The sequence below is a fragment of the Anoxybacillus ayderensis genome (assembly GCF_013761015.1).
GTDB classification, from domain to species: domain Bacteria; phylum Bacillota; class Bacilli; order Bacillales; family Anoxybacillaceae; genus Anoxybacillus; species Anoxybacillus ayderensis.
The window spans coordinates 156560-181451 of the sequence record NZ_JACDUV010000003.1 but is presented as its reverse complement, the minus strand read 5'-3'; the positions used below and the strand labels follow the sequence as shown (position 1 = coordinate 181451).

The following is a 24892-nucleotide window of genomic DNA, read 5'->3' as shown; positions in this document are numbered from 1 at the left end:
AAAGCCGTAGCCGTTCTAATCGAAATGACTAACAAGGCGGGGCGCCAACCGACGTTCGTATTGCGGTTGCTCGAAGAATTGTAGTCCCAGTAGCGAGCCGAGTTGTACCCGCGGATCGCGCGGTTGGCGCCCAAACAGCCGTAACCCTAATCAGTGCCACTATAAAGAGATCGTCAAGACCTCATCCATCCACCGAGAAGTTTACCTAATTCAAGAATTTTTGTTTGGAAATATAAATGCTTCTTCTGCGAAAGATATTTCTGCTTCTTAGCAACACTAAACAAAACAAGAAGAAGTTTTATATATGCATCCGCTTCTTCTTGGTACAATCGTCTTTTCGATTTTACGTTATTCGCAAGCATTATATATTTCAAAAGTGAATAGAATGTTTGTTTAATTTCCTGGCACAAAGCAAACTTCTCCGCTTTTGGGAAGTTTTTTAAAACAGGATAGACTTCATTAAGTAGCACTTCTGTCTTTTTATATAAAATTAAATCTGTTGCAGACTGACTCAATTAAATCGCCAACCTTTTGTTTGTACTGTCATAAATCCCGTTCATGAGATTGATGTCGGCTAAATTTTGAAACGTCTCAACGAAAATATTGGCGGTGACGCCATTCAGCGTTGCACCTTTGAGTGTTTCAAGTTCCACCGCCATGTCGATAATGTTGAGATTGATGTTTGTAAATTTTGACGCAGTTTCAACCAAATGTGCAGCAAGTTGTTGGTCGGTGTAGTTATTCGCATCCGCTTCCGCTTGGTCGGCTTTCGCTTGCGCGCCCGCTGGTGTTTCTGCTCCTACATCAGATGCGGTTAATATGACAGCACCTGTTTTGTTGTTTACACTTTGAACGCCACCTGCAAGGCTTCCGTCTGCATTAACCACTTTCCCTTCTGCGTTTAATGCGGCATAACCGTTAGGCTGTCCTTTTTCGTCTTTATGTTGTGCGTTCGTAAATAGCGATTGCAACGCTTTAAAGGTTTTGTTAAAAAACCAGTTGAAATAGTCCGCAGGCGGTTTCTGGCTTGGTTGCCAACCGTCATCCTTTAAACTTTGCGGTGGTTCTACTCCCTCTTTGTTCCACGTTGGTAGTTGGTTTTGGTCAAAAGGCACTATACATCACACTCCTATAAAGGTAAATCTTGATTTTGATTCGGTTGATACACTAATCCGAGATACCCACCGACTGTTCCATCTATGTCTGAAAATCCTTTGTTTCCATCTGTTTCGATAGGGAGAGCACAAAATTCAAAGGTTCCGCTCATCTCGATTGTGTTCACTTTTACACCAGCCGCTACTGTTCGTTGCACAATGCGCGCAAATTGAGTTGGATCCAGCCCAATTTCATTTAGACGCTTAATGGGTAACTCAATCACTGAAATAGCGGCGGGTTGTGGATTCGTAGGGTCATTCCACTGCTCTTTTATCCGAATTTCCGACGGCTCTGCGTCTAAAGCAATAGAGAGAACTCGAATAATTGTGTTGATGTCTCCTGTCGAAAGATTACGAGCGTTTTTTGATTTCAATAAAACTCTATAGACCTCATCGGTTGCTACACCACGCGGTTGATTCAATTCAAGCCCGATTTCATCAAGTACCGCACCTTCGGCTTTGTCGATGTCTCTCCACTCACGAATTCTTTGGTTGGTTAACTGTAAATCTTGTAACTGTTCAGCAAAAATCGTCATCAATTTTCCGATATTGCTGTTAGGGTATTTACGAAAATAATCTTGAAATTTGCTAAGGATTTCTTGGACATCAAACAACAGTTATCACCTCAATCTTATCCGCATCGGTTTGCGCTACTTCTTGAATACCGATTGACACGTTAGTTGCGGAATAATTGACACCGTCGGTCGATAACTCTACTTGTACATCATCAACGCCGGGTACTTGATAAACGATAGAGATAAGTTTCGAATGAATGACATCATCACCCATGTTCAAACCAGCATATATTGAACCACTTACATCCGTTCCCCCGATAAAACGGATAATCGCTGATTTGATTTGATTTTCACCATCTGCTGGAAAAGCATTGTTTTTCTTTACAGTCACTTTGGTAAAAATGGATACTTCTTGCGCTCTTGAAAAATAAATATCATGTGTATATCCGGCAATATCCGCTACCGTGACATGTGTATCCCCATACGGCTGAATACCAGCCGCTTTTGTTTCAAAAATCGCTTGCCCAATCTCTTGGTCATCTCCACCTAGTACGAACGCCTGAAATGCCCTCGGCGGTGTTCCGTAAGAATCTACCTCATCACCATAGTTTTCAATCACTGTTGCCGCTCGTACACCATCTACTTTCAATAAAGCAGCTCGTAAGGAAAGTAAAGTTCCCTTTCCCAAGCCTTCACTAGAAAGTTGTGCTCGTTCTCGGACTTCTTGGTCGGTTTCTTTTTCTCGGCCGCCTGTAGTCGGCAAAGGATTATAGACACTTTCCACATTGGCATCTGGATTGACAATTTCCGTGATAGTCCCAGCCGCTCTGTTACCGATTTGTCCGCTTTCGATACAACGAATCGTTCCTTGACCATCTCCGTTTTCGTCTAAAACGATATCTTCTATCGTCTCAAAGAAAATACCGCTATTAGTTGAACATAAAAACCCCGCTGGAACTATATAACCCGGCGTTCCCCTGATTTGAATCGGTCCTTCTGAATGGGTTGCTAAACGCCGAGTAATTCCATAGCGGGGTAACAGTCGGTCTAAATTGTTTCCTGTTGCAGTATTGAGATTAGCGGAATAATAAACATCTTCGTTATCTTTCCACACTAAAGATAAAAACCAAGCCATGATTCGGATGAGAATGCCAAGGAAAGACCTTTCTGTCACATTAGCATCCTCTCCAAATAATTGCTTGGTTCTATCGGTCATCTCGTTTAATAATTCATCGTATGTCTTTCGTTTGTATCCGTACTTATCCAACACGTGTTGTCACCACGCTTTCTATTGTTTCTCCATTCGTTAAGTTGGCTATAAACGAAATGTTCAGTTTACGTTTTACTTTATCTCTTGTGATTTGTACATCTTCTAATGTATCAACCCTATCTTCTTGTGAAAGTCCGTCAAGGATTTCGTTTCGTATCTTTTCATCGGTAGGTTTTTCGACCAAGTTGAAGAAACGAATTCCTAACTCTGGATTAAAAAAACATTCACCTTTATTGGTTCCTAAAACAATTCCTACACATTGTTGAATCTCGTCTTTGTCTTCAATAACTTGAAAATCCCCATTTTCAAAGGCTAAATCCCCATCAATCAATTTTAAATCTTTCAAGTTATCACCCCCACGATGATAGCGTCGTGTAAATCATGATGCCGGGAAACATCAGGATAAGCGATTTTCCCTGTCAAAACATCGTCGATGGCACGTTGACAAAACACCGCAAGAACCACATCTCCTGCTTTTAAGTCAGGGATATAGGTTTGGCTATTCCCGTTGACTTTTAAACGATAGTAAAGCACAGGTACATCATCTATAGGCGGTAAATTTTCAGGATTTCGACCTACTTCTTTCATCTGAAACAGCGGCTGGATTTTTGCTCGCCGAGTGGATTCGTTGTAGGATAGCACTTTGCAAGGCATAGCAGTGTTTAAATTTAATATCGCTTCTGCAATTTGATTCTTAATAAACTTGATGACTTCCATTTCAAATCACTTCCATCTCTGTATAAAACTCATTCCCGTTCCAATAGTGACGGCCTTTTCTCACTCGGAATTTTCCATTTACTGTTTTGGATTGAATTTCCACGATAGAAGCAGTAGTTAAACGGTATTGAAGTAAGCATTTCACTTTGTAGCCTTTGATAATTCGACCATCGACTTCTTCTTCAAATGGTTCAGGGGAACCAATCAATCCTGTGTCACTTGAAAGTTTAAAACGGGTGTCATCTCCTTCTTTTAATGAACGTATATATAATTGCCCTTTATTGATATACGCCGATGCTCCGCAGTCTTTGGCAATTTTGTTTAATTGCTCAATGATTTCACCATTTACGGTATATCCTTTTGTGTACACCTTATCTTTCGGGAGTTTTAAAACCGCTACTTTGAGACTGAAAGAAGCAATTAAATCTCTCAAAATTTGAGAGGCTTTAATACCTTTTTTATACGATTTTTTTACGGTCTTTTTTGTATCGAACGGTTTCGTATCAAGGACATATATCGTTGTTTTTACGTCAGTGCGTTCACCTTTGTTTTCTACTTTCGAAATATAGCCGGATAATAAAACACCGTGGTCTTGCTTATATCCAGCATCCAACGTCAACTGTTGATTGCGCTTTAGTTGATTCACTGTTTTTTGTGACAGATTGTATATCGTGATTTTACTTTCATTCGGCTCCATATCATCATCAAACGGCGCTTCGAATTCTACTGTTAAATCATCACTATTTAGAGTTACGTTTCCTGTTTTTATAACTGCATAACGCCCAAACAGCTCCATTATCTCACCACCGCTAAAAACACGGTTTTTTGAAAGTTCTCATAGGTCACTTGATTTTCTAATCCTGCTTCGTCTTTTGGCACAATATCAACCGCAGGGAAACGCGAATCCCTCACATCTTGAAAAAGCGGCACGCCGTACACTACTTTTTCGCCATAAACCAAAGGCTCTCCATCTTTATAAAGGTCAATCGTAAAGAAATCGTATAAATCGTTATATCGGATTTCCATTTCAAAAACTTCCGCTTCCAACTCAATTTCAAATCGGTAAGGGATATTTTCTTTTTCAATCGGGATATATTCTAGCATCTATTTCACTCTCACTTTCTGACCGATTTGAAGTTTTCGTGGATCAACACCTGGATTCAGTTTTTGAATAGCTTGCCATGTAGTCCCGTATTTTGGCGCAATTGACCAATAGGTATCGCCTTTGCGGATAGTGTGATAAACAGCAGTATTCGTCGGTTTGTTTTGCGTTTGTTTTCTTCCGCTATTGGTCACGGGCTTTATTTGTGAACGTTCTTTAGGCAACGTAGGAACATAAGATTGTTGAGCAATCCGAACTTTTTTGAGTGTAATAGATGCGTTATATCCGTTTTTAATATTTTTGTTTCGGTTGTACTTAAACGATTGAATGACAAAGTTTGGATAGATTTTTTTGCCTTCATATACGATTCTTTCACCTTTGTACATCTTAGATTCTAGAATATCCACGGCTTTTTGAGCGCGTTCGAAAGTAGGGCGAATAATGATTGCGTTCAATTCAATAGTAGGTGTTTCGGGTTCAATATGGTCGCTAATATTGAACCCTTGCTCAACAGGATGGTCAGTCACTGTGACACCTGTATTGATACTTTCATCAAGGACTAATATCTCATATCCTGCTAATTTAGATTTTCCATTCAATTCGATTGCCACAACCAACACCTACCCTTCTGTTACGCGTGGACTAATCCGATTGATACTTGCAAAAAATTCTTCTAACTCCGCACGAATCGAACGTGCCGTTTCTTTCCCGTCTTTCGCTTCATAAATCGTAATTTGGAATACATTGTGAACTTCTGTGTTACCGCTATAAGTGTTTGGTGAAGCGCTTGGCACTGTACCTAACGGATTGATTCGCGGTGTATGCCCTGAACGGTCAAGGATTCCTGCTTGCTCTAATGCTCTTGCTTGGTCGGCGCGTAAAATTGTTTCATCCTTATGTGCTCGCATTAAGTAATTGTCGTAGGGAACTTTCGAAAGTCCCGTTGCGTGTCCGGGCACTTGGATTAAACCTTTACCGCCCATCCATTTCGGTAAACCAATCTTCGGCATTTTGAAGTTTTTCAACGCACCGACAAAGTTATCCCATTTCTCTTTTGCGCTTCGTAAAAACTCAAGAAGCGGTGAAAAGAAATTGGAGACTTTGGTCTTTGCGCTTGTCATAGCGTTGCTAATAGATGTTTTTACGTTATTCCACGTCTCGCTCGTACTTTGTTTGATGCCAGCCCATTTTTCTCTCATAGAAGCCCACAATTCGCCAGCTTTGGCTTTAATCGTATCCCAATTCCGATACAAAAGGACACCAATTGCAACGAGAGTCGCAATCCCTGCCGCTACCCATGTCATCGGATTAGCAAGCATAGCCGCGTTTAATCCCCACTGGGCTATTGTCGCCATGAGTGTACCTGTACGGAAAGCGGTGATTAATTGATTGATTGTGCCGATGATAGTCATTCCTAGCATGATACCTTTAAATGTAAGAAAAGCCGTTCCAAGTCCGATAACCGTTTCTTTAATCGGACCCCAATTGTCACGAATCGTGCTAGCAAAACCAGCGGCTTTTTCTGCGATGCTATCAATGACAGGTATCACATTGACCGAGATATATTCCGTCATTGATTGAAGCCCTTTCAACACTTCTGAACCAAGCGGAGCGAGTGCTTTGACTAAACCGACACCAATGTCCCAAATGTTACTCAACGTATCCGCTAAAATCGGGCCATTTTCTTTTGCGTATTCAACGAATTTTTGAAAGCCTGTTGATTGACTTAATCCTGCCGACCATTCCTCAAAACGTTGTGTTATACGTACTAACCATTCTTCTACACTAGCCCCAAGCGGAGCGAAGGCGCTAAACATGTTCGTGATACCTAAAAAAGTGTTTCCGAAGATATGAGCAAAGTTATACAGACTTTCTGCCGCGTTTGTTTCTAACCAAGTGAAGAAACGTTGCATTGCTGGACTGTCTAACGACTTATTAAACTCATCGGTTAATTCGACAAACACACCCGCAACATTTTGAATCGTCGGTTGTAAACCTGTCAAAACTCCTTGTAAGCCTTTTAAGCTGTTTGCGAATGTCTGAAAAATAGGCTTTTCAAACTGTTTAACAAAGCCGCCCCAAAAAGTTTTAAACGATTGTAGCGCTGTTAATGCGTTTTGTTGCTCTTGGCTCATATCTGCGTATATTGCCGCTAACTCTTTCTGCGCTTTGATTCGTTCCTTTGCTGAATCGGCTTTTTCGATTTTCTCTTGCAGTTTCGCAATTTCTTTTTGTGTTTCAAAGATATTCGTTAGCGCACCAACAGCAACAGCACCAAACGCCGCCGCTCCGATTCCTGCCGCTCCGAACGATGCGACTAATGCGCCAATCCCTGCAAGTAATGGAGCGGAAGCGGCAACCGCACCGCCAAATGCGGCAGTAAGTGCTGTGCCTAACAACACCACTTTCGCAGTTGTACGGTTTGTTTCACGCCCTAACTCCTCCATTTCGTCTTCTGCGTCGTCGATATCATCTTCCATATTTGCAAACGTCGTTTTCGATGTAACAGCTAACATTCCAAGTTGTCCGTTTAGTTCCCCAATCTCGTCTTTTAAGTCATCCGCTGCTCGTTCAGCATCATTCATTGCTCCGCTTCCGACAATTCCGACTTGACTAAATCCTGCCGATAATCCTGCAAGACCGACACCCATTTCACGAAAGTTATCGCGAATATCGTCTGTTGTGTCTTCGATTCGCATCAAGCCGCGAGTAGCATTGTCTTCAAACGTTATACCAACCGTTAAATTACGCAAACTATCCATTAGTTTTCACCGCCTTTCTTCTTCATCTCGGAAATAGCGGCGAGATGTTCTAAAATCACATCAGCAGGCCATTCCTCTATCTCGTTCGGTTTGTAAGCAGGGAAGTATTGTGGAATGACGTATTTCCACCAATTCTTTCTTGCTTGTTGAATAAAAGAAAAGGGAACGTCGTCAACGCTCCCTAATTGGAATAACCTATCGTTTTCCTTGTTGTTGAAACAAGAAAGCGGCTTGCGTCACCTCCTGTAGTTCAGCCCATTCCTCGAAGTCATCCATCTTCAATCCAGCGGGCTGAACAATCACATGCTCAAGCATCGCTGGCATCGCTTTTGAGTTTAAAACCTTTCCATGCTTGTCTGTGATTTGGTCAAGAATTTGTGCCCATTTGGATGGAAATACACTTTGAAATACGTATTTATTACCCGCTTGGCTTGTGTATTCTTCTGTTTTTGGTTTAAAAACCATTACTCATTCCTCCTTACGCTTCTGTTAAGTCTGCCACATGAATTTGCACTTCTACACCTTGCACTTCTGTTCCCCATGAACGAGAAGGCATTTTCATAATCCGCGCTTCAGTACCGCCTGCACGGTATGCGCCATTGTTAATGTCGACGATTTGGATAGAGAAAATCTTTTTTGACTTGCGTAAATTTTGCAAGAATGGAAGTGAAGCGGAAGTCTGCTTGAGCGTTAAAGTAATCGTTCCTGTTTTGTCTGCACTTTCTGCATATGTTACATCTCCATCCGCTCCTACATGCGGAATGATGTCATCTTCGTTTTTCTCGACAGAAATTGGCTCTCCATCCATGAACCCAGCGATAAAAACGCCATTAACGATGACGCTAACTTTCTTGAAGTCATATGTTTTTGTTTTTCCCATCTATATCCCCTCCTTAAATCGTGAGAACTCCACGAATCTCTACTTTTTCCACCGCTCCAGCGATCACTGCTGTCCACTCAATATCTGGTAAAATACGTTGTGCGCGTGTGTTTGCAGGAATTTCTGCGCGTTTTGGAACGGTAATGGTGTATAACGGTTCGCCATTTTCCTCTGCGATAATCCCTTGGCGGAACGCTTGTTTCAATACGTTGTCCACCTCCGCAACCACCATCGCAATACCAGCATCCGTGTATGGCACTTTCGGTTGTGTCGCGAGTAAACGGAACACCGCTTCTGTCATACGTGCTTTGATAAAGTGTGTTGCTTGTACGTTGTCAATGTATTCACCGCTTGTCGCAACGCCGTGCGATGTGATATTCACTCCGCCTTCACGAATGTATGTGCAAGCGTTGTTGTTGTGGATGTCATTGATTTTTGTTGCGTCAAAAGTGGCTGGCGCAACCCCTTGGATCGTTTTGAATGTCCATGTATATGAGCCAATTTCTTGTGGTGCTAGCAACGCGACAAGTCCTTCAGCTGGATATTGACGCGGTTGGTCATGCACAAGAAGGAATACATTGTCATACAACCCGCTCAACATGGTATATAACGTTTCACTCGATGTCGAAGCGGCGTAAATTTTTTCTTGTGTACTTGTCCATTCTGCAAGTGCAGCGATTTCGTCATCACCCTGTTCGACAGATACAAGGTAGTAAAAGTCGTTGTGTGTTTGAATTAGCGTGTTCAACGCATCGACTAGCACCGCTGGATCTCCGCTTGTCCCGTTGTATTGCACGCCGAATACAGCAATTTCCGCTGGTCGTGGATTTTGCCCGAACATGCGAGAGAATAATTTGTATTCTTCTGTCGTTGTGGCAAAGTCGTTGGCCACCTGTTCAATATCTGTGTAAATCTTATACGGCAAGTTTTTTGAGGTTGACAACACGAGTGGTGTACCAAATCCCTTTTCACTCACCGCTTTCGTTTGTCGTGTAATCGTCACCGTTACATAACGATTGCCCATATTCTCACTCTCCTTTGAAAGTTACTTTATTGAACCATTCTGTCGGCATTTCTGCCGTTTGTGTCATGCGCAGTTGCACATCAAAGCCATGTTTGTATTCGTAGCTGTCCACAAGAAATGCCGTGCGGTTTTCGATGTTTCCGACATTGACAACCGCTATCCCGTTGTCTTGCAGGTACTGTTGACCAACAAACAAAAACCATTGACGTAGCTTTATCGCATTGCCAATGGTCGTTTCGTTTTTGTCTGCGTATATATTGAACGAGATGGTCACAAGGTATTGTTCTTCGTATTGAAGATACAATTCCTCGCCTGCATCTCGTGTCGTGACGTTTGGCTGCCCTCGATCTTTTACATATGGAGCGGTGATGTTATAGACCGCATACGGCAACGGTGGCTTCGGAGCGGTTGTATTCGCTTGGATAATGCGTAACCCGGTGTCTTGGTAGGCTTTTGCGATCATGTTTTTAATGGTTTCGATCATTGTTTCCGCCACCTCATGTAGTAGATATACACATCCGCATATTCACTGTAATCTTTGAAGTTTTGTATCGTGTAGCGGTCACCTTTATACTCAATTTCAGCGTTCAATGCAAGCGGCTGTGTCGTGTACACCTTTTTGTCTTTCGCTTGATATGTTCCCGCTTCAGCGTATTGAAGGTCATCTTCCGATAGTGGCAACACAATGCCATACATTTTTGTTTGTGTTTCTTCACCTTCTACCCAATCACCAGCGTCGTTCCAATAGCCATCGGTTTTCTCAATGTATGTGAACGGTACTTTGAATTCGTCAACAAAGTCAGCAAATGCGAATGGTTTATTCACATTGACATCACCCCAATAAAAAAACACCTATTTTACAGGTGTTTTAAATGCCTTTTCTACAGGCCAATTATATTTGTTTAAACGTTGTTTCAACGTGTCGTAATTAATATTAAGTTCTCTAGCCCAATCAGCAATAGTTTGTGTTTTGCCGTTGTAAGTTATCTGATTATGCAAGGGATTATCTTTGGTTTCTAATGCTTTTTTAATATCCCAACCATCCATAATTCGTTTATGCAAGGTTTTATAAGGTATTCCTTTTTCTTTGGCCCATTGTCTAATATTTTTTGTTTCACCATTGTATGTTATCGATCTTTGGTTGTTAGTTTTAATTTCTGTATCAAACACTTTGTCCAACGGCATCCCTTTATAAAACCTTTTGTATAGCACCTCATAAGGAATGTTTAATTCATCAGCCCATTCAGAAAGTGTCTGCGTTTTACCTTTGTACGTCACTTCATGTACGTTTTCTCTATTGTTGCTTTGTTCTTTTGTTGTTGCCCATCTGCAATTTTCGGGCGAATATCCCTTTTTGTTGTCTATGCGATCAATAGTTAAATCTTCTCTATATCCGTTTTCCATAGCCCATTTATAGAACTCGGAAAAGTCGTTTTTCCAAGAATCACAAACGGAAATTCCTTTGCCGCCATACCTTTCAAAAGCCTCATTGTTAGTGTTATAACATCTGTCCTTCATGTTGTTCCATATACCATAAATGCGCGTTTTAGTTAATCCATGAGTTTTCTTTGTTTCGCTCGTTCTTTTTCTTCCGTAACAGCCACAAGATTTAGTTATACCTTTTCTCAAATTATAGCCATTAACCACCGTAGTGTTCCCGCACTCGCATAGACATACCCATCTTGCTTCGCCACGCTTATCATTTTCTCCGCGCCGAACAACTGACAACCTACCGAATTTCTTGTTCGTTAAATCTATTAACCTGCCCACGCCAATCCCTCTCACAACTTTTTTGTAGATACCATTATTATATCAACTAACAGGTTTGAATTCCAGTTATTCGACGTTATGTCGTATGCTTCCAACCAAGCGACCTGTATCAATAAGCGGATTATCCGAACCCTTCCGCTCGATCGTCATTTGACTGTTCGGTGGATTCTTCAAGTCACGCATTTTCTTTTGAATGAGTCCAGCAAACTCCATGCCGATTGCATCCATAAAGAGTTTCGGGTTGATGTTTCCTTCGATTACGTCAGGAAGCAACTTCTCGATTTTTTCAGCAATCTTATCGACATTTTCATCAAAACCCGTCCGCAACCAAGACCGCTCCGGTATCTTGATGACGGTTGTTTCTTTTTTGAGCGGATACCCATTCGCCGCAAACCACGCCCTCATTCGTGGAGTCACTTTGATTTCCGTCCCATATTCATGCACAGCGCCAATCATAACAAGTTCGGAATCATCTTCGCCGAACAAGCCAACTTTGATCTGTTTGCCGCCAAGTTGCTTTAGATTACGCATCACCTTGTCAATGTTGTTGGTATCCTTAATGACCATACTCATACAAACCGCACCTTTCGATATGGAGCAAGTAAGCGGTGCACTTCGTTCATCGTACCGCCTTCAAAGAAAGATTTGCTCATGTCGCCTAATGATTGAGAAGCCACATTACTATTTTCTTGGTACGCTTTGACCAACTTCGCAATCGCTTGTTTGACGTTTGGTGGCAATCCTTCATCAAACGACTGTCGGCAATATTGCTTCACATAATCTATTGCGTCGTCTAAAACGATTTGTAAGTATTCGTCTTGTGTCGTGTCATTGAGCGGGATTTTCAAACGAATTTTTAATTCATCTAACGTCATCGTTTCAACCGCTCCTTTTTCCATTGTTCAAAGGTCATGCCTTCTAATTCCTTAGCATCAACTTTTTCTATTCTCTCGACAGAAAAAGAAAGATAACAACGACAATTTACATTTTCCTTAGCACCGCCGCTTAATTGTCCCGGAACCATACCATGAATACTGCCTTTTTTAAACTCCTTGTCTACTGGAACCTTCATACCGTCAAGTAGTTTATGGCTTGCTCTAACCCTTCCATCCTCAACCGTGTTCCAAACTTTATACATCACAACACCGTTTTTATGGGCATGTTCAGCGGCCTGCAACTTCCCTGTCTCAACCGCCCGATGCGCCTCTGTGCGTACTATCCGCATCGCTTTTGTTGCGTCATTTTCAAGCGCATCTTTAATTCGTGTCGCCATTTGTTTGTACGTTTCGCCTTTCACTAGACCTTGTGTGATTTCCTGCTGTATCGTGTAGATGATGGCCGCTCGATTCTTTTCCAGTCGCTGTGACAGGGTAAGCCCTGTGATCGGATTTTCAATCATGGCTGTAATGACTTCTGGTCGCACAGCGGAATAACTCAAGCGGCTCAATGTATCGGTTTCCACCGCCCATGCCGTAAGGTAATATCCATCGAGATAAGACTCTCCTAGAACGTCATAAACGGTCTTTCTCACGTCTTTGTAAAGTATCTTGAGTAAATAGTCGATATACTCCATAAACTTGCGTAAGCGGTCAAATTTAGCCATCTCGCTATATGTTAACTTGCCATCGACTTCGTATTTTTCGTATAGCTTCGCCAATTCCTTTCGGACATCGTTGAGCAATATAGCGTATCGTTTAACGATGTCACGCTCACTTTTTTTTACTCGTCGATTGACGAGTTTCTCGATCATTTCAATCGTTTTGTTCAAATTTTTCATGCGTCATCACGTTTAGTGGGAGCTCTTTTCGATGATTTCTTTTCTTCTACCTCTACTTGCTCAAAGTCGCCACTTTTGATTAACCTTTTGATGTGCTCCTCATCCGTCACATACCACGTGTTTCCTGTTTTTTTATGTTTCAGCCACATTGTTTACACCTCCTAACAACAAGAAAAGGGAGCCTAGCCGCTCCCTTGATTAGCTTGGACGTTTCGCACTCAAGACAGCTAATGCTTCAGGCCTTGTCACGCGGGCCCCGTATAAATGAAGGCCTTTAACAGCATCAGCGAAACGACGCTCTGGACGATACGCCTCCACTTGGTTCACTTGTTCAGCGAATGACCACGCAATGCTGTGTCCAGCGATGATTTTGTAGTTTTCGTTTGCACCCGTTACTTTTGGTACGTTGTTTGATTTCAACACAATGAATCCCGCTGCTTTTCCAATCACACCATTCATTAAACGTTCTTCGGCTGGCATGCTACCTGTTTTGACAAAGCGGTCATCTTTAAGCATAAGACCTTCATACCACGGCGGAACGATGACGAAACGACCTTGTTCTGGTACATCTGCTTCGTCCAGCTTCACCGACAGGTCAACAAGGTATTCATACGCATCGTTTTTTGTTGGTTGTACCGGTGTTGTGTCGTTTCCAATTTGGTGATATGCCTCAACGTAATGAGAAGCAATAAACTGATCGGCAGCATTTCGCAACGCATAAGCCGCTTCGCGCATCGCTTCATCCATAAGCTTTGGATTTTGCTGGATTTTGTCCACGTCATCCACTTGGAAGTTGAAGAATTTTGCTTGGTCAATAACAAGTGTGCGTGTTTCATCCGTCAATGTTTCAGGAGCAGGCATGTCTTGGTTTTTAGTGTAATCTCCCACGTTGATACGACCGATGTTATTGATTTTTACCGTGTCGCCATACGCTTTGATTTCACCTTCGTAATCCCGATTAATTACCCCAGCTTGACCGTAGACAAGTGTTTTTTGTAGGTTTTGAAGCAAGCGTGCGCTCCAAATTGTAGGGATAAAGTTATTGATTGCCATAATGTATCATCCTCCTATTTTCCTTGTAAGAATTTTTCAATTTGCTCCCAATTTGCGTTAATCTCTTCTGGTGTCATTTTCTCAATCATTTCCCGTGTGATTGGCTTTCCATCTGGATTAGACGGTTTTGGATTACGACCGCCGTCTTTGAACCGCTCCTCTACCGCTTTTTGTACGGCAGCGGAGAACACTTCTTCAAATACAGCAAGATTTTTCAACGTCGTTTCTTCGTCTTGTCCGACAAAGAAGTCAATGAGTTTTGTTGGCAATTGTTTTTCCGTTGCAACGGATAGCGCTTTGTTACGTAGCGATTCGCGAATTTTTTCTTGTTCGATCTGTTCAAGTTTCTGTTGTAACTCGCGCAATTGTTTTTGTTCCGGTGTTTCAGGCGGATAGCGTTTTGCAATCTCTTCTTCTAACTTCTTCGGAAGCGTCTTTTTCTCGTATGTCTTGATAGCTTCCGTCACACGTGAGTCCGTGAGTGATTGCAACCACTTTTTCGCATCGTCATTTTGGTTCACGAACTGCTGCACCACATCAAGTGTCAATTGCAACCCTTGTGCGTTGCTTGGTTCGCTTTGTGGTTGGTTGCTTGATTGTCCTCCGTCTCCTGTTGGTTCTCCACCATCACCGCCATCACCGTCCGCGAAAAATTGAAAATCGAGACGTAGCGGCATATCGAATAACTGTTTGTTTTCAGTTTCAAATGTCATTTTCATTTCCTCCTTCGTCCTTCACAGTTGCATAAGCCCCTGCAAAGTCCTGTTTTATTCGAGCAGTTTAACGTCTTACTCAGGACAAGCAATAAAAAAGAGAACGCCCTCACATGAGTTCGCTCTCTTGGTTTTCTGTATCATCTTGGTTTGTTGTATCGTTTGTAAACGAATCAAGGTCAATCATATCTTCTTTTTCCTGTCTCATAAGCTCTTTCTCGTATTGAACATCATCGATATACGGAATTTGCGACAATAACGTATGATCGCTATGAATCCCTTTCAACTTCGACGCATACTCCGCTACATAAGAAAGGTCGATTGGAATATTGCGTTTAAACTCCCAAAAGATATCGAGATAGTCAATGTCGATGTTTTTCTTTTTCCATGCGCTACACAATACTTTGAATTGTTCACGCAAGCCTTTACCGAATTTACGAGCTTTCGTTCCCGCTTTGTTCTCAAGCGCAATGAGCTTCCATTTGCGACTTTCCCCTGTCTGCGCACCTCCGCTAAATTTTTCATCAGACATGTCAACACTAGCGGAGAACTTATGAATGTTTTCATTGAGCGTTTTCTTGTTGTTCTCGACGAATGTGTCGTTGATGTTTTTAGTGATGAAAAACACATCGCCGTTCTCGTCGATTTCAATACCGCCTGTTTGCTTCATCTTATCAATGGTTTCTTGGTCAATTTGTACACCCTTGAAACCCATATACGCATTCGCGAATGTCTCAATCTCGTTGACTGAATCGCTAACGATTTTGTCGTATGCGTCAATCAATGCTTCGACTTTCTCAAAATCACCTTGTTCTTCGTCGTTGTTTTGGAAGCGAATGAGCGACACAAAGTCAAATAAGTGCGGTTGACTTCCTTCTGAATCCATAATAAAAACGCCATCATTCTCGATAAAGAATGTGACGTTTTTAGAATCGTACCATTCGACTTTCGTGTATTCGTTGTTTTCAAGGTCTTTCACCTTGTAATAGCGGATAGCGTGTGTGATCTCACCACCATCTTCGATAAATACCACTTCCCACGGGAAAATGTTCATCGCCCGCTCTTCTCCGTTTTTGTCGATGTATAACAAACGAGCGGCGTATCCGCAAATGCTCATGATTTTTCCTAATTCGCTGTCAAGGTCGTCGATAGCATTAAGAATATTGAATCGCGAAATGCGATCATGGTACTCTTTAGCTTTCGCTTCACCGTATTTAGTGTTATCTAAACTATACGTGATCGGTTCTCCGAACAGATACCCAACGACTTGATTGATAATGTATCCCCTGTAATCGTTTGGGATTTTGTTGTTTGGCTTTTTCGGGTCTGGTAACTCTCTGCTTTGTATCGGCAATCCGCTACCTAAATAGCGGTTGTATAGCCCTAGCATAGCTTCGCGGTGTGGTTTGTGCCATTCGAGTATCCGTTTGATGATGTCGCTTGTGACCGTTTGGACAGATAATTGTATGGTTGAACGCATGATGTCACCTCCTTTTTATGCAAGTTTTTATACAAAACAAGAAGCGCAAAAACATTGATATAACAAGGATGCATAAAACTTTGTATACCCGATAATTTTTCGATATTGATATATCAACATTTTCGTCTGTTTCAACTTCCTAAAACGGTGGTTATGTCTACTAAAATTGCATACCGTATTCATTAATAAAGCGACGGAACCGCACGGGCTTTATTGCCAAACAATACCGTATTGACAAAGTAGCGATCAGCGTCCAGTTGATGGTCGTTTTGTTTGACCGGCTTATCTTCGCCCCGCTCTGCTGCTTTTTCATCCCAAACGTATGAACTGTATTCACGGAATGTTTCTTTGCAGCAATCATTGTAGAGAATCATTTTCTTGTTTAAAGCGGTTGCTACATTCCGTATGCCATCTAGTACATCGTTTTTAGCTTTGATGACTTTGATTCCTTTCTTCCGCAATAACGCAATAAATGAAGCGGCTGATGGGTCAACGATCACGCCTTTAAAACGGTCTTTTTCAATATCGCCAATAAAATTGACCAAGTCCTCATAATACTCTTGGTCTGTTTTCTGCTTGTTTTGCTGTCGGCCGTCGTAGTGATACTCTTTCACCTTGTACCACACGCCGTTGTAAAGCCCCCACAATCCAAACGTTGTCGGGTTTTGTGTACCATAGTCGATCGATACGTAGTATTTCCCATATGGGCGTGACACCGTTGGAACGACGTGTTCATCCTTATTAAACATGTCATAGATAATACCTTCCGCCAGCACCCATAGACCAAGAATGTATCGTTGATAGAACACACCCTTGTACATCCGCTTGTAGCGTTCTTTTACCCGCTCGGACAGCGATAAATTGTCATCCATCGTAAAATGCAAATGGAGCAAGTTTTTCTCATCGAGTTTATCCAAGTATTCAGTCTTAAACCAATGATACGGTCCCGCTGGGTTGCAGTTGAACCACAGCTTTGCTCCATCAACCGAACAACGGGCGGTTGCTTGATTGACGAACGATTCCGGCATGAGCGCTACTTCGTCAAAGAACATTCCAGCAAGCGTAATCCCTTGGATCAAGTCTTGTGAGGATTCATCTTTCCCGCCAAACAGGTAGAAATAGTTTGTTTTCCCTTTAAACGTGATCGTCAAATAGTTATCTGCTCGATGATCTTTGACCTTGTATCCTCTCGATTTAAGCATCCGCTTGAGCGGCGTAATGACGTTTCGGCGCAATGCTCCAATCGTCTTTCCTGCCATGCCGAAGTTTTGTTCGTTAAACGTATCCATCGCCCACATGATGTAGGAAAGGGACATCACAACGGTCTTTCCAGCACGAATGGAACCGTCACATATGATACCGTCTTTGTCGCTGACAGGCGAACCTTTGCGCCACCATGTCAATACTTTGAGTTGTTTCTTAGAAAACGGCTTAAAATAAAAAGGAGCAGGCTTAAACTTCTTCATCGTCCCACACCTCTTTTACTTTGCCATCTAATGCATCTAGGAAGCCATCGTCTTCAAATTCTGTATCGTCATCACCCATTTTCTGCTTATCCATTTCGATTTTGTGCTGGTCTTTAGCGTCGAGGATACCAAGCGTTTGTCGTTGCATCTTTTGCAGTTTCTCAAGCGATTGAACGATGTTTAATAGTTTAGCGTCATTCAATGCGTCTTTTACATCAACGATAATCGACTCTTCAAATGCGCCTTTCCCATATCCTTGGCGCAACTTTTCAACGTACTTATACAGTTCGTTTTCATCTTCTAACGCTTCTTCAATAATACTGATGAGCTTGTCCGATACACGTAAATGACGAGCGGTGACGGCGGATAGTTCGCTACTGATAATTTCGGCGGTTTTTTCTGCTGTTTTTTGTCCCACATTTATCCGATATTTGTCCCTTTTTTCAGTCCACTTATGTTCAGCGGCATATTCTCTAACTCGTTTATGAGGAATACCATACTTTTCCGCCAAATCTTTGAGAGTACAAGGTTTCTTTCGTATATCAGTTACGTACTCATTTTCAATTTCAATCCACGAAACATCAGTATTGTCGTTTTGTTGTACAACATTTGTATTTGTTTGTTGTACAACATTCCATTTATCACGCTGTTTCCATACAGCAACTACCTTTTCATCTACATCGAGCATTTTAGCAATTTCTCGATTAGTGATATTCCCATTATGTTGTTTCCATATCTCAAACGCTTTATCTCGTCTTGGATCGCGTCGTCTTGGCATATTACATAAGCACCTACCTCCGATAAAAAAGCACCTGATTATTCAGACTCTAACGTCTCCAAAACACGTTTTACCCCTTCAAACCACTTATCTTTCACACAACGAGGAAAAAGGCATACCACGATACTTTTCTGTTGCCAAGAGGCCCACTCGCAACCCTTGCATTTGTGCTTCTCATAAGCTTCGTTTCGTTTCTTTTCTTCTTCATCAATATATCGTTCCATGCCTTTCACCTCGCTTTCGTTGCGCTTTCCGCGTCAAATTGTTTTAAAACGGTCTACTGTGTTTTTAAGGATTGAATACAGTTGTTCGCCAATCTTAAAACGATCTTTGTTGATTTCTAAACTTTTATAAATATCACCATCATCATGTCTCATTACGGCTGCTTTCCAGTCGCAAACCATTTCGATTAAGTCAAACAAATCCATTCCATTCACGCCGTTTTCATAATGTTCAGGGTGGTGGCTGTTGTTAGCATAATGATGTTTCAACGCCACGCTCATTTCTTTTAAGAATGTTTTATACTCATCCGAACCATAAGTGCTACCTTTGAGTTTTGGAGTGTATTCTGTGAATATCTCTAGTTCGGGAGATTCTAGTTTCGTTTGATCGTGCGCTACTGCTCTTCTCAATAATTCGCTTGCGGCGCTCATCATAAATTCCCTTACTTGATTAATGTGGACAATCGTATCTTTCTTGCAATCTTCTTCGGTATACTTCCGATATTCAGCCACGTTTCATTACCTCACTTTGCATTTAGCACATATTTTCATTAGAACAAATATTGATAGCATAATAAAACGCCACCCCTTCTTACTCAACCTCTCACGTAGCACGCGAAAGGCGGTCGGTCTTGGACCAACCTACCAAGAAAGAGTGACGTTGTTTTGATATGTTCACGTCTAATCCCTGCACCTAGGATTCAACCCCGCTTTATTTTCGGGATTGGCAGTTCATAGACACCTTCGGGAGCGATGCCCGTGTGTTCATTATACTACACGCCACCACGTCGCACACATCGTGCGAGGTGATGACGTTAATTCCTATGATACTATTATAAACTAAAACTATACTGTGAAAGTGACATAAAAGTGACAATCAGCGTGAAACAAAGAAACAGCACTTCCTCCTTTCAACCTCAAATAAAAACGCCACCACGATCGGAGTGACGCCCTGCTTCAACATATCCCACGATACAATCATAACACGTCTGGAACAAAATATTCTGTCATCTTTCTGTCATTTTTCTTTCGGTTTTCTTACTGTTTATCACTATTTTCTAATTACTAGTTGAGCGTAAATAGTTTCGACTTTATCATTGAAAACAATTTTATGTTCATAAGAACCGTAAAACACGTTATCTTCTCCGTATTCTTCAACTAATTCTCTTATGATTAGTCGTTTTATTTTTTCTTTTTCTATGTCTGTGTATTTAATTTCTTTTTCATCAAGTATATCTTCAATCTCATCAATGTAATCGCGCGCATAAAACAATTCTGCTTCATCAACAGATGCTTTCAATCCATTGACGTAATTTTCAACAATCTCCTTCATCCATGAATCATCTAAACGCCCAGCCACACGTTCCATCCCTTTATGAGTGACTAACCACGTGCCACCACTTTTCCGTGCTTCACTTACCTTAAACTTCCCTCGCTCAATCCATTTAACGACGGTGTTCTGTCCTAATTCCCATATTTTTTCCGCTTCACGCGCCGTGTAAACAGCCGTTATCGGTGATATATTGCCACTAATCAAATAAACTTCAACAATGTAATAACCGTCTTCTTCTGATGGATATATGTCGATCGTCACTCTACCGACATTCTCGCCTTTCTCATTAGTTAAACTTATCTTTCTGCGTTCGAGTGGATATATGTTATCCGCTGCATCCAAATCCCATTCGTATGCTCCTTCAATCATCTCAAATACCTTCTCGATCGCTCCGTTAAATGCGTCATCTCTGCTTCCATACTCTTCTTTAAACATCAACATTTTGATTTCCCCTTTCAGTTGTTTTTTAAAAAGACAGGAGGGATAGAAAATTCACTCAATCGTACCCATTCTTTTCGAAAAAGAATCGGCTAATCTTCCTCTTTTGCAGTTCGCTTTCACCCAATCGTATGCGAATGAATTGACGAGTGCCCAGCGGTCAACGCCTTTTCTTGATACTGCATAGTTGACGCCAAAAAGCTCAATCCACACTTTTGCTTCATCGACATTCAAAAGAGCATCGAAAGCTTCGAGTAAGTGTGCTTTTTTCGTTGATCTGTAAGCATCGTCCTTTTCGCTCCAATATTCGCCGCTTTCAACTTTAGCAACATATACTTTTACCATCTCGCTTAATGCCGCTACCGCCTTATCACGAATATCGCTAGCCCACGCCACTTGTTTCGGAGTACCCTTCAAAGTTGGTAACGCTTTTTCTCTCATCTTTTTCACCTCAGCCCATACAGTTTTTAGTGCTAACGCCATGCAAGCTACCCAATCACCAACCATCGTTTTTGCTAATGCAACTGCTTTTTTCATGATCTCTTTTTTGTTCATTTTCTTTTCCCTCCTGTCTTGTATTCAACCTTTCTGATTTTATTATATACATTTTTCGTCTAAAATACAAGACATTTTTTAAAATTTCTTTGCGACATTTTTCGACAAAAAAAAGACACCTACTATCGGTGTCTTTTCTAAGTATAAGACTTTACATCAGGTAGCATCCATTCAAGCTTTTCGTAATATTCAGGATAAAACTCTCGTAGCCACAAAATCCTTCCTTCGTTAGCACCATCTGTAGTAGCCCAACCGGTGTTCCTTATCCAATCTCTTGTCTGGAATTTTTGATAATCATACAATTTCGGATATGGTAAGTTTCTTGATACAATGTAAGCCCATACATCCCTTGCTGTCCAATCAGCAAGCGGAGCACATCGATAGAATCCTTGCGTATTTTCAAATGTGACACCCATGCTCATAATCATCCATCTTCTGCTCCGTGATTCTTCTTTTCTGATCCCCCAAAACACACCGTTGTATCCATTTTCTTTCGCCCAACGATCAGACGGTTCTTTTTTTAATACCTGCAACGCTTTGTTTTGCATTGACTCTGTCCGGTTTATACCTGGTATTCCAAACCTCTCCCAAACTTCTTGCATTGGACGTCCGTCAGCAAAATGTGTTTTAAAAATATCAAATTTATATCGTTGTTGCGTTAATTCCATTGTTTCGTATATGTCAGGCAATTTATACGCGCTATCCATAAAATGAACCGGTATTCTGTCTGTCACTTGGTGCAAGAGGTCTAACAAAACCAAGCTGTCTTTACCGAAACTAATTGAAGCTGACCACTTGACATTCTCAATCCGAAAAGCATCGCGTATAATCGATAGACTTTTTTCTACTTTCCTTTTGAATGCTGGTAACATTGCGTAAAGCATATACATTTCTTTTTCACTATCGGTCATATTCCACAATTGTAGTCCCTCCAGCTCCCATCGTTGTCTTAGCACCCGTCCCGGCGTATTCAGCAAAATGCGATAATGCGTGGAATTCATTAGCTATGCTTAAATCCGGCTTAATACGCACATCTCCGCTAAATACGGTGAACGTTGGATAATCAGCAATACGATAAGCATGAGTAACAACATTAGCATAGACAATTTTTGCAGGGAATCGTTTATTTTCCTCGTAAGTCGGTATTTCTATATCTATTTTATCTGGAAAAATCTCATTCCATCGTTGTTTCCACGATGTCAAAATCATCAATGGATCGGGGAGTGGGTAGTTGATATTTCCCCACTTCCGAAAGAATGTTTTTTCAAAATGAAACTGCGTACTCACACGTCCCTTATTTCCTTTTAACAGGTCACGATAATCTATATGTTCAGTAATTTCTATCCCGTTTAATCCACCGATCATTTGTTCTAACATCGGACATATCACATGAATTTTGTTTGGTAAAACAATACTAAACGGTCGATAATTCCGATTGTCGTGTATCATTTTTGATAAAACAGGACTTGTTTTCTCAATCATTTTTAAGACCGCACTATACATCAACTTTCCGTCGTTAAATTCAACAGGAAGATTGGCTTTGAACACGTTTCCTACCTTCTTTCCTTTTGATATGATAAGAAACCAATTCGTCATGTTTTTTACGGTATGGATGGTTTTTATCTGACAGAGATAAAGGAGGTTCGCTGATCGCTCTTTCCCTGTCCCACAATCTCCTGACAACCCTTTTATAAGCTGTATCCCACTTGATCCCGTTTTCTCGCATAATAGCTAACTCCCGTTCACTAAAAAAACCTTTCCGAAATTTCCTTGCGTGTCGCATTGCTCCTGCATCACATTTTCGCACAGGTGTCGTCGCAGCTTTCAAAGGACTCCAACCCAGCTTTTTAATCCTACTGTAAAAAACCTTATGTCGAACACCATTTTTTTCTGCTATCCCTTTCCACTCACGCCAAACAGAATAGTTTTTAACAGGCGTTGTTATCGCTTTTTCTACATCCCAACCTAAGCTACGGACACGGTTGTTTACTCGTTCGCGAGATATCCCGTTTTTTTCAGCAATTGCGTATTCTTCAGGAGTGATATAGTAGCGATTCATTCCACTCCTCCTTACGTACATTCGGGATCATACATATCACTTGATTGTCTTTCAGCCAATACGGCGGTTTAATCGCATACATTCGTATTTGATACACTTCGCCATTCGGCAATTCTCCCGAAAACGGCGTTGGTCGCATAATTCCATACGGCCCGTATTCTGTCCAATCTTCGTGCCATTCCTCAACAATCCATTCTTTCACATATCCGTACCCTTGCGCGCCTTTTTTCCCGATATTCGTAATATATGTGTTCAATAGCCGTCGCACTTCTTTTATGTCGCCGACCGCGTAAAATTCAATGTCCGACACAACACGAATAATCTGCGGCATGCGGTAGGCTTTCGTCTCTCCTTTTTGTGTTTCAATCCTCCCGCGACGACCTTTAAAATCTACGTAGATTGTTGCATCTGCGTCATTGATTTTTTTATGCCAATATTCTGTGATTTCATCGTATTGAATATAAAAACCACTTGACGATTTCCAGCGCCCGTCCTCTCCTTTTACAAGTGGCGGGACAGGTTCAATGAACCCATCCCGCGCGATTTCTGAATTGAAAACGGCATCTGGATGATTTTCTAGCATCCATGCGTATGCCAGGATACTATCAAGGTTGAATAGTCCATCTGATGAATTCACACGTCCATCTAGGAGCTTTGCAATGACTCGCATCGGCTTCATTTTGTTGTGCCCTCCAACATTTTAATGATCGTCTCGCTATTTTCTAGTACGTATGCATCGTAGAGGTCTTTCAAGTGTGCGTCATAGGTTTCTTTTGCTTTCTGCGCAGTTGCGCTTAGTTGGATGAATTCAGCCCCAATTGAAGCGAATGGCTGCCGTCCTTCTTCTTCTGTGATGATGTCCATTTCTGCCGACACAAGCCCGAATCCCTTTCCAGCCATACCACCGAGATAAGGTTGCTTCTGCCACTCGTGTATCGCCGAAACAAATGCTCCCAACTCTACCTCGTCACAGATAATATCCCATCGGTGCCACAACTGTGTTCCTGGCGCCATATATTCCACCGCATAGCGCATTTGAGTCGCTGGACCATCTTCTTTCTTTTTCTTTCCTTTTTCTCCCTCGATTGCAAGCAACTCCTCACCTTCCAACGCCAAGAATTGATTGCGCATGTTCTCGTTTTTCTCATCGTCCTTGCGACTGAACTCGATGACGTTGGAAAGATGCCGCCAGCTATATTCCGGTTTTGGGAGATATGACGGTAAAATGTTATTAGTCTCTCTGCAAATCGGGTAAGCAAAGGTTTGTTTGAGTTTTCCATCTAAAATTTGATTTCCTACGCCGCCGCCAAACAGCGATACAAACGGCAACGCTTTTCTGATCGCGCGAGCTTGGTCAATGTCGATGCTTTGCGCTCCGCCGATACTCCCGCCCGAGAACAGCAAGTGAAACGCTTTGAGTGACACTTGAATTTGCAGTTTGTTGAGTAGATAACGCGCTCCACAATCACGCAGCATTCCGCGCAGCGCATTCCCTGAATAGACCATGACTTCTTCGATTTTGTCACCGTTCACGACTGTTGTTGTGTTCAAGAAGCTTTGCGTCGACTCGCTTTCTCCGATATGAGATAACGGTTGTAAAAGAGTATAGATGGTTTCGATACGATAGTGTTTCATTCAATGATCTCCCCTTCAACAATAGTTTCTAATTTCGATTCGAGCGGTTTTTCTCGTTCTAAACGGTCACGCACGAGCATAATCGTTCGAGCGGTTTCTTTGTAGAGTTGATACAAAATTTCATCATCTTTTCCACTTTCGATGATCTCTGTCAAAAATTCACGCTTGTTTCCGTCATTTCCCTTCATGA

The 24892-nt window shown here is 41.7% G+C and carries 35 protein-coding genes; all 35 read right to left on the bottom strand.

Translation table 11 applies throughout. The annotated features are described in order from the left end of the window. Positions 1 to 173 precede the first annotated feature (173 nt). A complete protein-coding gene (gene avd, locus HNR63_RS05505; protein ID WP_181520072.1) occupies positions 174 to 515 on the bottom strand; it encodes a diversity-generating retroelement protein Avd in 342 nt (113 codons plus the stop codon). Then, positions 516 to 1115, bottom strand: coding sequence for a hypothetical protein (locus tag HNR63_RS13790; RefSeq protein ID WP_220127413.1), 600 nt, complete (start codon positions 1113 to 1115; stop codon positions 516 to 518). Between the two features lie 14 nt (positions 1116 to 1129). Then, complete coding sequence (locus HNR63_RS05495) at positions 1130 to 1768, bottom strand: hypothetical protein (protein WP_181520071.1); 639 nt, start codon at positions 1766 to 1768, stop codon at positions 1130 to 1132. Then, positions 1761 to 2936, bottom strand: coding sequence for a baseplate J/gp47 family protein (locus HNR63_RS05490; protein WP_181520070.1), 1176 nt, complete (start codon positions 2934 to 2936; stop codon positions 1761 to 1763). The genes HNR63_RS05495 and HNR63_RS05490 overlap by 8 nt, the downstream gene beginning before the upstream one ends. Beyond that, the gene (locus HNR63_RS05485) at positions 2929 to 3285 is read right to left on the bottom strand and encodes a contractile injection system sheath initiator (RefSeq protein WP_181520069.1); all 357 of its coding nucleotides are present in this window, start codon (positions 3283 to 3285) and stop codon (positions 2929 to 2931) included. The genes HNR63_RS05490 and HNR63_RS05485 overlap by 8 nt, the downstream gene beginning before the upstream one ends. Continuing rightward, complete coding sequence (locus HNR63_RS05480) at positions 3282 to 3656, bottom strand: Gp138 family membrane-puncturing spike protein (protein WP_181520068.1); 375 nt, start codon at positions 3654 to 3656, stop codon at positions 3282 to 3284. The genes HNR63_RS05485 and HNR63_RS05480 overlap by 4 nt, the downstream gene beginning before the upstream one ends. 1 nt (position 3657) lies before the next feature. Continuing rightward, complete coding sequence (locus tag HNR63_RS05475) at positions 3658 to 4452, bottom strand: phage protein (protein WP_181520067.1); 795 nt, start codon at positions 4450 to 4452, stop codon at positions 3658 to 3660. Further along, on the bottom strand, positions 4452 to 4760 hold the full coding sequence (locus HNR63_RS05470) for a phage baseplate plug family protein (RefSeq protein ID WP_181520066.1): 309 nt from the start codon (positions 4758 to 4760) through the stop codon (positions 4452 to 4454). Before HNR63_RS05470 ends, HNR63_RS05475 begins: the two co-directional genes overlap by 1 nt. Further along, positions 4761 to 5369, bottom strand: a complete 609-nt coding sequence (locus HNR63_RS05465) for a LysM peptidoglycan-binding domain-containing protein (protein WP_343047640.1) — start codon at positions 5367 to 5369, stop codon at positions 4761 to 4763. Positions 5370 to 5378: 9 nt separating this feature from the next. After that, positions 5379 to 7520 (bottom strand): phage tail tape measure protein, encoded by a 2142-nt coding sequence (locus HNR63_RS05460; RefSeq protein ID WP_181520064.1) that lies wholly within the window; start codon positions 7518 to 7520, stop codon positions 5379 to 5381. Positions 7521 to 7715: 195 nt separating this feature from the next. Continuing rightward, entirely contained in the window at positions 7716 to 7985 is a 270-nt protein-coding gene (locus HNR63_RS05455) for a hypothetical protein (RefSeq protein ID WP_181520063.1), read from the bottom strand. A gap of 13 nt (positions 7986 to 7998) precedes the next feature. Beyond that, a complete protein-coding gene (locus HNR63_RS05450) occupies positions 7999 to 8400 on the bottom strand; it encodes a phage structural protein (protein WP_181520062.1) in 402 nt (133 codons plus the stop codon). 13 nt (positions 8401 to 8413) lie between these two features. Next, a complete protein-coding gene (locus HNR63_RS05445; protein ID WP_220127412.1) occupies positions 8414 to 9424 on the bottom strand; it encodes a DUF3383 family protein in 1011 nt (336 codons plus the stop codon). A gap of 4 nt (positions 9425 to 9428) precedes the next feature. Then, entirely contained in the window at positions 9429 to 9908 is a 480-nt protein-coding gene (locus tag HNR63_RS05440; protein WP_181520061.1) for a phage neck terminator protein, read from the bottom strand. Then, a complete protein-coding gene (locus tag HNR63_RS05435; RefSeq protein ID WP_181520060.1) occupies positions 9905 to 10249 on the bottom strand; it encodes a hypothetical protein in 345 nt (114 codons plus the stop codon). Before HNR63_RS05435 ends, HNR63_RS05440 begins: the two co-directional genes overlap by 4 nt. A 27-nt stretch (positions 10250 to 10276) precedes the next feature. After that, positions 10277 to 11194: a hypothetical protein gene (locus tag HNR63_RS05430; protein ID WP_181520059.1), complete on the bottom strand. Its 918-nt coding sequence runs from the start codon at positions 11192 to 11194 to the stop codon at positions 10277 to 10279. Positions 11195 to 11260: 66 nt separating this feature from the next. Continuing rightward, a complete protein-coding gene (locus HNR63_RS05425) occupies positions 11261 to 11725 on the bottom strand; it encodes a hypothetical protein (protein WP_220127411.1) in 465 nt (154 codons plus the stop codon). Positions 11726 to 11763: 38 nt separating this feature from the next. Beyond that, entirely contained in the window at positions 11764 to 12069 is a 306-nt protein-coding gene (locus tag HNR63_RS05420; RefSeq protein ID WP_181520057.1) for a head-tail connector protein, read from the bottom strand. Next, the gene (locus HNR63_RS05415) at positions 12066 to 12971 is read right to left on the bottom strand and encodes a phage minor head protein (protein WP_181520056.1); all 906 of its coding nucleotides are present in this window, start codon (positions 12969 to 12971) and stop codon (positions 12066 to 12068) included. Before HNR63_RS05415 ends, HNR63_RS05420 begins: the two co-directional genes overlap by 4 nt. Then, on the bottom strand, positions 12968 to 13120 hold the full coding sequence (locus HNR63_RS05410) for a hypothetical protein (RefSeq protein WP_181520055.1): 153 nt from the start codon (positions 13118 to 13120) through the stop codon (positions 12968 to 12970). The genes HNR63_RS05415 and HNR63_RS05410 overlap by 4 nt, the downstream gene beginning before the upstream one ends. Before the next feature lie 49 nt (positions 13121 to 13169). Continuing rightward, positions 13170 to 14024, bottom strand: coding sequence for a phage major capsid protein (locus HNR63_RS05405; protein ID WP_181520054.1), 855 nt, complete (start codon positions 14022 to 14024; stop codon positions 13170 to 13172). A gap of 14 nt (positions 14025 to 14038) precedes the next feature. Then, on the bottom strand, positions 14039 to 14737 hold the full coding sequence (locus tag HNR63_RS05400) for a DUF4355 domain-containing protein (protein WP_246316750.1): 699 nt from the start codon (positions 14735 to 14737) through the stop codon (positions 14039 to 14041). 109 nt (positions 14738 to 14846) lie between these two features. Then, a complete protein-coding gene (locus tag HNR63_RS05395) occupies positions 14847 to 16217 on the bottom strand; it encodes a phage portal protein (protein WP_181520052.1) in 1371 nt (456 codons plus the stop codon). A gap of 182 nt (positions 16218 to 16399) precedes the next feature. Then, on the bottom strand, positions 16400 to 17683 hold the full coding sequence (locus HNR63_RS05390) for a PBSX family phage terminase large subunit (RefSeq protein WP_181520051.1): 1284 nt from the start codon (positions 17681 to 17683) through the stop codon (positions 16400 to 16402). Then, on the bottom strand, positions 17670 to 18461 hold the full coding sequence (locus HNR63_RS05385) for a phage terminase small subunit-related protein (RefSeq protein ID WP_181520050.1): 792 nt from the start codon (positions 18459 to 18461) through the stop codon (positions 17670 to 17672). Before HNR63_RS05385 ends, HNR63_RS05390 begins: the two co-directional genes overlap by 14 nt. 38 nt (positions 18462 to 18499) lie before the next feature. Continuing rightward, positions 18500 to 18685, bottom strand: coding sequence for a hypothetical protein (locus tag HNR63_RS05380; RefSeq protein ID WP_181520049.1), 186 nt, complete (start codon positions 18683 to 18685; stop codon positions 18500 to 18502). A gap of 33 nt (positions 18686 to 18718) precedes the next feature. Next, a complete protein-coding gene (locus HNR63_RS05375; protein ID WP_220127410.1) occupies positions 18719 to 19195 on the bottom strand; it encodes a DUF5662 family protein in 477 nt (158 codons plus the stop codon). A gap of 538 nt (positions 19196 to 19733) precedes the next feature. Next, entirely contained in the window at positions 19734 to 20456 is a 723-nt protein-coding gene (locus HNR63_RS13785) for a helix-turn-helix domain-containing protein (RefSeq protein ID WP_246316749.1), read from the bottom strand. 51 nt (positions 20457 to 20507) lie between these two features. Then, complete coding sequence (locus HNR63_RS05365; RefSeq protein ID WP_181520048.1) at positions 20508 to 21008, bottom strand: hypothetical protein; 501 nt, start codon at positions 21006 to 21008, stop codon at positions 20508 to 20510. A 137-nt stretch (positions 21009 to 21145) separates the two neighbouring features. Continuing rightward, positions 21146 to 21919: a phosphoadenosine phosphosulfate reductase family protein gene (locus tag HNR63_RS05360; RefSeq protein ID WP_246316763.1), complete on the bottom strand. Its 774-nt coding sequence runs from the start codon at positions 21917 to 21919 to the stop codon at positions 21146 to 21148. Then, positions 21909 to 22556 (bottom strand): CRISPR system precrRNA processing endoribonuclease RAMP protein Cas6, encoded by a 648-nt coding sequence (cas6, locus tag HNR63_RS13865; RefSeq protein WP_181520046.1) that lies wholly within the window; start codon positions 22554 to 22556, stop codon positions 21909 to 21911. Before cas6 ends, HNR63_RS05360 begins: the two co-directional genes overlap by 11 nt. Continuing rightward, positions 22531 to 23067 (bottom strand): hypothetical protein, encoded by a 537-nt coding sequence (locus HNR63_RS05350; protein WP_181520045.1) that lies wholly within the window; start codon positions 23065 to 23067, stop codon positions 22531 to 22533. The genes cas6 and HNR63_RS05350 overlap by 26 nt, the downstream gene beginning before the upstream one ends. After that, on the bottom strand, positions 23042 to 23746 hold the full coding sequence (locus HNR63_RS05345) for a hypothetical protein (protein ID WP_181520044.1): 705 nt from the start codon (positions 23744 to 23746) through the stop codon (positions 23042 to 23044). Before HNR63_RS05345 ends, HNR63_RS05350 begins: the two co-directional genes overlap by 26 nt. After that, entirely contained in the window at positions 23743 to 24702 is a 960-nt protein-coding gene (locus HNR63_RS05340; RefSeq protein ID WP_181520043.1) for a hypothetical protein, read from the bottom strand. Before HNR63_RS05340 ends, HNR63_RS05345 begins: the two co-directional genes overlap by 4 nt. Further along, positions 24699 to 24890, bottom strand: coding sequence for a hypothetical protein (locus HNR63_RS05335; protein WP_181520042.1), 192 nt, complete (start codon positions 24888 to 24890; stop codon positions 24699 to 24701). The genes HNR63_RS05340 and HNR63_RS05335 overlap by 4 nt, the downstream gene beginning before the upstream one ends. Positions 24891 to 24892 lie beyond the last annotated feature (2 nt).

What these genes read in the sequence shown, in the direction of transcription:
- HNR63_RS13785 (WP_246316749.1), bottom strand. Translation starts at nt 20,456, where the DNA reads ATGTTGATGTTTAAAGAAGAGTATGGAAGCAGAGATGACGCATTTAAC.
- HNR63_RS05340 (WP_181520043.1), bottom strand. Translation starts at nt 24,702, where the DNA reads ATGAAACACTATCGTATCGAAACCATCTATACTCTTTTACAACCGTTA.
- HNR63_RS05455 (WP_181520063.1), bottom strand. Translation starts at nt 7,985, where the DNA reads ATGGTTTTTAAACCAAAAACAGAAGAATACACAAGCCAAGCGGGTAAT.
- HNR63_RS05475 (WP_181520067.1), bottom strand. Translation starts at nt 4,452, where the DNA reads ATGGAGCTGTTTGGGCGTTATGCAGTTATAAAAACAGGAAACGTAACT.
- HNR63_RS05345 (WP_181520044.1), bottom strand. Translation starts at nt 23,746, where the DNA reads ATGAAGCCGATGCGAGTCATTGCAAAGCTCCTAGATGGACGTGTGAAT.
- HNR63_RS05405 (WP_181520054.1), bottom strand. Translation starts at nt 14,024, where the DNA reads ATGGCAATCAATAACTTTATCCCTACAATTTGGAGCGCACGCTTGCTT.
- HNR63_RS05365 (WP_181520048.1), bottom strand. Translation starts at nt 21,008, where the DNA reads ATGAACAAAAAAGAGATCATGAAAAAAGCAGTTGCATTAGCAAAAACG.
- HNR63_RS05445 (WP_220127412.1), bottom strand. Translation starts at nt 9,424, where the DNA reads ATGGGCAATCGTTATGTAACGGTGACGATTACACGACAAACGAAAGCG.
- HNR63_RS05420 (WP_181520057.1), bottom strand. Translation starts at nt 12,069, where the DNA reads ATGACGTTAGATGAATTAAAAATTCGTTTGAAAATCCCGCTCAATGAC.
- HNR63_RS05380 (WP_181520049.1), bottom strand. Translation starts at nt 18,685, where the DNA reads ATGGAACGATATATTGATGAAGAAGAAAAGAAACGAAACGAAGCTTAT.
- HNR63_RS05390 (WP_181520051.1), bottom strand. Translation starts at nt 17,683, where the DNA reads ATGAAGAAGTTTAAGCCTGCTCCTTTTTATTTTAAGCCGTTTTCTAAG.
- HNR63_RS05480 (WP_181520068.1), bottom strand. Translation starts at nt 3,656, where the DNA reads ATGGAAGTCATCAAGTTTATTAAGAATCAAATTGCAGAAGCGATATTA.
- HNR63_RS05400 (WP_246316750.1), bottom strand. Translation starts at nt 14,737, where the DNA reads ATGACATTTGAAACTGAAAACAAACAGTTATTCGATATGCCGCTACGT.
- HNR63_RS05415 (WP_181520056.1), bottom strand. Translation starts at nt 12,971, where the DNA reads ATGAAAAATTTGAACAAAACGATTGAAATGATCGAGAAACTCGTCAAT.
- HNR63_RS05350 (WP_181520045.1), bottom strand. Translation starts at nt 23,067, where the DNA reads ATGAATCGCTACTATATCACTCCTGAAGAATACGCAATTGCTGAAAAA.
- HNR63_RS05335 (WP_181520042.1), bottom strand. Translation starts at nt 24,890, where the DNA reads ATGAAGGGAAATGACGGAAACAAGCGTGAATTTTTGACAGAGATCATC.
- HNR63_RS05470 (WP_181520066.1), bottom strand. Translation starts at nt 4,760, where the DNA reads ATGCTAGAATATATCCCGATTGAAAAAGAAAATATCCCTTACCGATTT.
- HNR63_RS05385 (WP_181520050.1), bottom strand. Translation starts at nt 18,461, where the DNA reads ATGCCAAGACGACGCGATCCAAGACGAGATAAAGCGTTTGAGATATGG.
- HNR63_RS05460 (WP_181520064.1), bottom strand. Translation starts at nt 7,520, where the DNA reads ATGGATAGTTTGCGTAATTTAACGGTTGGTATAACGTTTGAAGACAAT.
- HNR63_RS05395 (WP_181520052.1), bottom strand. Translation starts at nt 16,217, where the DNA reads ATGCGTTCAACCATACAATTATCTGTCCAAACGGTCACAAGCGACATC.
- HNR63_RS05425 (WP_220127411.1), bottom strand. Translation starts at nt 11,725, where the DNA reads ATGCGTAATCTAAAGCAACTTGGCGGCAAACAGATCAAAGTTGGCTTG.
- HNR63_RS05410 (WP_181520055.1), bottom strand. Translation starts at nt 13,120, where the DNA reads ATGTGGCTGAAACATAAAAAAACAGGAAACACGTGGTATGTGACGGAT.
- HNR63_RS05440 (WP_181520061.1), bottom strand. Translation starts at nt 9,908, where the DNA reads ATGATCGAAACCATTAAAAACATGATCGCAAAAGCCTACCAAGACACC.
- HNR63_RS05360 (WP_246316763.1), bottom strand. Translation starts at nt 21,919, where the DNA reads ATGACCGATAGTGAAAAAGAAATGTATATGCTTTACGCAATGTTACCA.
- HNR63_RS05450 (WP_181520062.1), bottom strand. Translation starts at nt 8,400, where the DNA reads ATGGGAAAAACAAAAACATATGACTTCAAGAAAGTTAGCGTCATCGTT.